This window comes from Acidobacteriota bacterium (assembly GCA_003225175.1).
GTDB lineage: Bacteria > Acidobacteriota > Terriglobia > Terriglobales > Acidobacteriaceae > Gp1-AA112.
The window spans coordinates 1-5,068 of record QIBA01000136.1 but is presented as its reverse complement, the minus strand read 5'-3'; the positions used below and the strand labels follow the sequence as shown (position 1 = coordinate 5,068).

The following is a 5,068-nucleotide window of genomic DNA, read 5'->3' as shown; positions in this document are numbered from 1 at the left end:
ACTGGTAGACTAGCAGTCCCAGCTTGCACTAGCGTCGAACTAGCAATTCGTCACTGTATGAACTAGGCTCTTGACTTGGTTAAAATTTTAAACGACTCTTACGCGTACCTGCCAATTATCTAGTATTTCCTGAGCTTTTCTTCTACGCGTCGTGTCAAAATCATTTTTTAATTTTGTAACATCTTGAAGGTCTTTTTTTATTCGATCCAACACGTGTTTAAACTCCTTCTGTTCTATTTTAGAACGATAGTATTCTACTACGTTGGCACACGTCCAATCTTCCGTCGCTGTTACATAATAAAAGGCTATAAGTGCAGGCAATGACATTTTGTTGAGATGATAAAGTTTTAGTCGCGTTAAGTTTGAGAAAATGGTGCTACATAAAAAATGGGATATATATATAAAAAATGAACGTTGTACAACTTAATCTTACATCATTGTGCTACCCAGTGTATAAAATTTGGAAAAAACAAAATGTGCACACGTGCACATAAAAAATTTTTTTTTGTGCACATTACAAAAATTTTTGTGCACTATATTTAAATCAATTTTTAAAAATTTTTGTGCACAAAAATGTGCACTATTTGTAAATTAAAATATTTGTGCACAAAAATGTGCACTATTGATTTATGATATAAATTGTTATACGATTTTATTTATAAAATAGAATTAATAATTACAATAAAATGTTCATTATATAAAAAAAAATTATAATTATTAAATTGCCCGATCTTTAGAAGCCCAATGATTATAAGCTGCTAAATAATTAAATTTTTCAAAATTTCGAGGGCCATTTAAAGAAATATGCAAATGCATATTAAGAGTATCAATATTCATCCTATTTCGAAGGTCGGTTTTAATTAAGTTTTGTCTAGAAAATACGCGTTCCACCACAGCATTTGAAAAAGGTATAATCAACGACAAGTCAACAAGAGTAGTAATATTAGGAAATTGATCTCGGAAATGAGTAGTACTAAAAATTTTAAACCAACATTCAGTGAATTTACATTCTTTGGCATATCTATATGACGCGATATAATTTTTAGCCAAATCCCATTCATTTATAACTTCTTCTTCATCAATTAATGAATATTCTTCATTATTAATTCTTCTTTTTTTTCCATAAAAATGTATAAGTTCTGAAAGTTCTTCTTCACCATAATTTTGTAAAGCATTTTTATCAAGCGGCATTTCATGAGGATCAAAAATACGTAATGAATAATATAAATTGTCATTCGGAAATCTTTTTCGTAAATTTGCAATAACTTTTTCTGCATAATTTTTAATAAAACCTAATTAACAAAGCAAAAATTCTTAGCAATTTAAAATCAATAATTTTAATAAATAAATAAATCTTTTAAAAATAAAAAATAAACTAGCCTGGTAGATCTTCAGGCTGTAATTCTAACTCTTCCATAAATTTTCGCAAATGAGTACCATATTTTGGTAAAACTTCTGCAGATCCAATAAAATTTGCAGTTATGGATTCATATGCCATTACAAGTTGTGATCTAGTCTCCGATAAAGAAATATAATCAGATTGAAAAACTAATATAATTTTTTTTAAAATAAAAAAAATATCAGCAAAAAATTTCGTAATAATAAGAAATTCAGTATCCATTGCATCATATAAAAATTTGGCTGTTTTAGATGAATTAACATCACGTTGTAATGCTACTTGAATGGGTTCGATTATTTGGTGAAAATTATTAATTACGTTAGACCATGATAGCCATCGTGTATCGCATACATTGAGAATTGTTAAATCAGAAACTTCCATATCTTCCTTGATTTTTTTTAATTCATACATTCGTTTATATGAATTAGAAAAATAAGAATAAATTCCTTTTACTATCAATTTGTAATGCGCAAAATATGGTGTTTCGTTTGCAGCTTCTTCTGAAGCTAAGTGTAAGCGATGTGCAACACAATGAGTTGATGTAATAAAATTATTAATATTTTTTAATTGAGTTGCAACACCATTACGAATGCCTAAAAATAAAAATAATAAAAAATAAGTATATAAAGTAATGTTAAATTATTTTTTATTAATTAATTAAGATTTATATAGTTACCTGTCATGGTTGCTGCTCCATCGCTACCGAAATGTCTCAGTTTCGTTATATCCAGTCCTTTCTGATTTACAAAAAGGTTTATTAAATTCATAATTCCATTAGCTGATGCATCTGTTACTTGTGCTAATCCAAGATAGCGAAAAATAGGTTCACCATTTACTAAATGTTTTGAAACCAACGCAATAGTTTTTTCAGATATGACATTTGTATTGCTTTCATCAATAAGTAAACTCCAACATGGTGAATTTTTAACCTCAGCAATAACACTTTCTTCAATAATAGTAAATATAGAAGAAAGTAATTCTTTTCCTGCAACTGCGTTTTTATAAAGTGCATAATTAGTTGAAGATGATGAAGTTGTGAATTCAGAGTGATTTTGAAGAAGAGGTGGTCGAAGATTTTGAATGAAATCTTCATCTCCAGTTTGATATTGATAATTATTCTGATACAAAATTAAATCGCAAAGAGATTCATAATTATTGAGTGCTATATTACGTTGTGTTAGATAATACACATTACGCATACAACCAATAATTAATGCTTGATTATTGCTCATTTGTTGCATAAAACCCTCTTTAATAGTTAATTGATTTGAATTTTTTGCACTAACAGCTTTTTCGTGTTTTTTTGATTGTTGATGCCTTTCAATACAATCTTCTTTTAACCATTCTGAACCAGTAGTTGTCCACATACTTGAAATACCCGCATTTTTGCATGTATTGCAAAACATAACTTCCTTTTCATTTTTTTTTTCGCAATATAACCATGGATATTTTACAGTCCAAGTTGGATTCCATTTAAGGTTGTCTTTTTCTAAACGTGAATATTTATTTTTTATTTTTTTATTTTTTGTCTTATTAGCCTCATTTAATTCTTCTTCACTATTAATTTCGTTGTCTTCAACATCACTAATTAGGGTAATTTCTGTATTATCATTTCGGCTTCTTTTTTTAGTTTAATTGATCTTTTTTTCATGAGGAGTGTAGTCATTTAGGTATTTTGTGATATCTCCCATTTTTATTACGCTTAAAAAAAAAAATTAAAAAATTTAGATTATCATCGTTACTCCGTCGTTAAATAGATCATTGATGTAATACAATTTTTTTTGTGCACAGAATTGTGCACTATTATTTTTTGTGCACAAAATTGTGCTATTTGTGCACAGAATTGTGCACTATTATTTTTTTGTGCACAGAATTGTGCACATTGTGCACTATATAAATTTTTTTTGTGCACAAAATTGTGCACATTTGTGCACTATGAAAAATTTTTTGGTGTGCACACGTGCACATCCAATTTAGAAAATTGTGCACACTAAAAAAAAATTGTGCACACGTGCACATTGTGCACATGAATTTTACACACTGATACACACCCATCCATAATACTAACCATCAAATATGGTCTTTCCTTTTCTTTCCTTACATAAAGAACAAAATAATGTGATCTTTCCATTTATCACTTGCTGATCTAACCATGGATAGATTTTAAACCAGCTTTGGTCTGGTTCCTTACGCTCATGAGTTCTTTTAATAACAGGTGTTTGTTCTGTATCTGATCCAGAAGATAATTCTTCAATAGTTTCTTGTGCAATACTTTGTTTTCCTCTTTTCCTGTTTGATGACTCAGCTGGAGGAAAAAATCGTTTTAAACTGTTTTTAGTACTTGTCATTATTTTATTTTTATTAAGACAAAGGAAATATAACAAAGGAAAAAAAAATCATTAACGTTAGATTATCAAATTACACTTAAAATTTATATCTTATTTTTATTGGTTAACTTTAAAGTAGATCTAACGAATAATCAATCAAATGTAGAATTTCAGTAGAAACGAAATTTTTTCATTAAGAAATGTTAACTTGGACTTTACAGATTTTGGACAGACTTTTGAATTTATTTGAGAAATTTAATGTTTCTTTTTTTTTATGGCTTTAGAAACCATGGTTTTCTTGGACTTTGTGGATTATTAGACCAGTTTCGTCATGTCAAAGAGATCCTACAAAAAAAAAGAAGAAACATTAGAAAGGTTTCTCAAATAAAAAAAACAAACACACACACTCGCCCGAACTTACCAGTGTCCCTTAAAGTCCGGTTTCGTCATGTCCAAGTCAGCATTCCGAGAACCTACAAAAAAAAAAAGAAAAAGAAGCGTTAGAAAGGTTTCTCAAATAAAAAAACAAACACACACTCTCGCCCGCACTTACCAATGTCCCTTAAAGTCCAGTTTCGTCATGTCCAAGCCAGCATTCCGAGAACCTACAAAAAAAAAAGAAAAAGAAGTGTTAGAAAGGTTTCTCAAATAAAAAAACTCTTGCCCGCACTTACCAATGACCGTCCGATTTCGTCATATCCAAGCCAGCATTCCGAGATCCTACAAAAAAAAGAAAAAGAAATATTAGGAAGTTCTCAAATAAAAAAAAAAATCAATACAAAAAAAAAAGAACTTACCAATTCACACATTTCCCGAATACAGAACCTTAGAGTCCCGGAGTCCCGGAGTCTGTCCCTGAAGAAAAAAAAGGTGTTAAAAATCAAATCATAAAGCAAAGAAATAAAGAAGAAAAAAGGAACTTACCTTTTAGCTTTCGCCCATTTTCCGCAATCCGCCCCTAAAGAAAGAAAATATAATATTTACCTAAATATCAAGAACAAAAGAACCGAAACTAGAAAAACAAAAATAAAAAATTGTCAAACGTAACTTTTTTTGGAGTGTCTATTTTAATAAAGAGAAAATTTCAACGCGTAATTTCGTTAAGTATTATTAATAAAGGGATGAAAATGTTCATTAACCTTAAAAGTAAAGTCGGCAAATCTATTTAAAAGCAGCGCGTACGGCGCTAAATTTGCCACATCAGCGCTAAATATGCAATATTTGCCGCATTCAACGCAAAATATCCCGCGTACGGCGCTAAATTTGCGCTATACGCGGCATGCGCAAAGCGCCTATATATATTTCAATATTTATGCGCAATTCGGAAGTGATCTGCGCTGCG

General features: G+C 29.8%; 3 protein-coding genes. All 3 read right to left on the bottom strand.

The genetic code is table 11. From position 1 onward, the window contains the following. Positions 1-717: 717 nt before the first annotated feature. The 3 genes from DMG62_23670 to DMG62_23660 all read right to left on the bottom strand — a co-directional run bounded on the left by DMG62_23670 (position 718) and on the right by DMG62_23660 (position 2,805). On the bottom strand, positions 718-1,191 hold the full coding sequence (locus DMG62_23670) for a hypothetical protein (GenBank protein ID PYY20426.1): 474 nt from the start codon (positions 1,189-1,191) through the stop codon (positions 718-720). 184 nt (positions 1,192-1,375) lie between these two features. Then, positions 1,376-1,810 carry a hypothetical protein gene (locus DMG62_23665; protein PYY20425.1) on the bottom strand — a complete coding sequence of 145 codons (435 nt, stop codon included), beginning with the start codon at positions 1,808-1,810 and terminating at the stop codon, positions 1,376-1,378. A gap of 242 nt (positions 1,811-2,052) precedes the next feature. Next, complete coding sequence (locus tag DMG62_23660; GenBank protein ID PYY20424.1) at positions 2,053-2,805, bottom strand: hypothetical protein; 753 nt, start codon at positions 2,803-2,805, stop codon at positions 2,053-2,055. Between the last annotated feature and the right edge of the window lie 2,263 nt (positions 2,806-5,068).

Coding starts and splice junctions, on each gene's coding strand:
- DMG62_23670 (PYY20426.1), bottom strand. CDS start 1,191: ATGCCGCTTGATAAAAATGCTTTACAAAATTATGGTGAAGAAGAACTT.
- DMG62_23660 (PYY20424.1), bottom strand. CDS start 2,805: ATGTTTTGCAATACATGCAAAAATGCGGGTATTTCAAGTATGTGGACA.
- DMG62_23665 (PYY20425.1), bottom strand. CDS start 1,810: ATGTATGAATTAAAAAAAATCAAGGAAGATATGGAAGTTTCTGATTTA.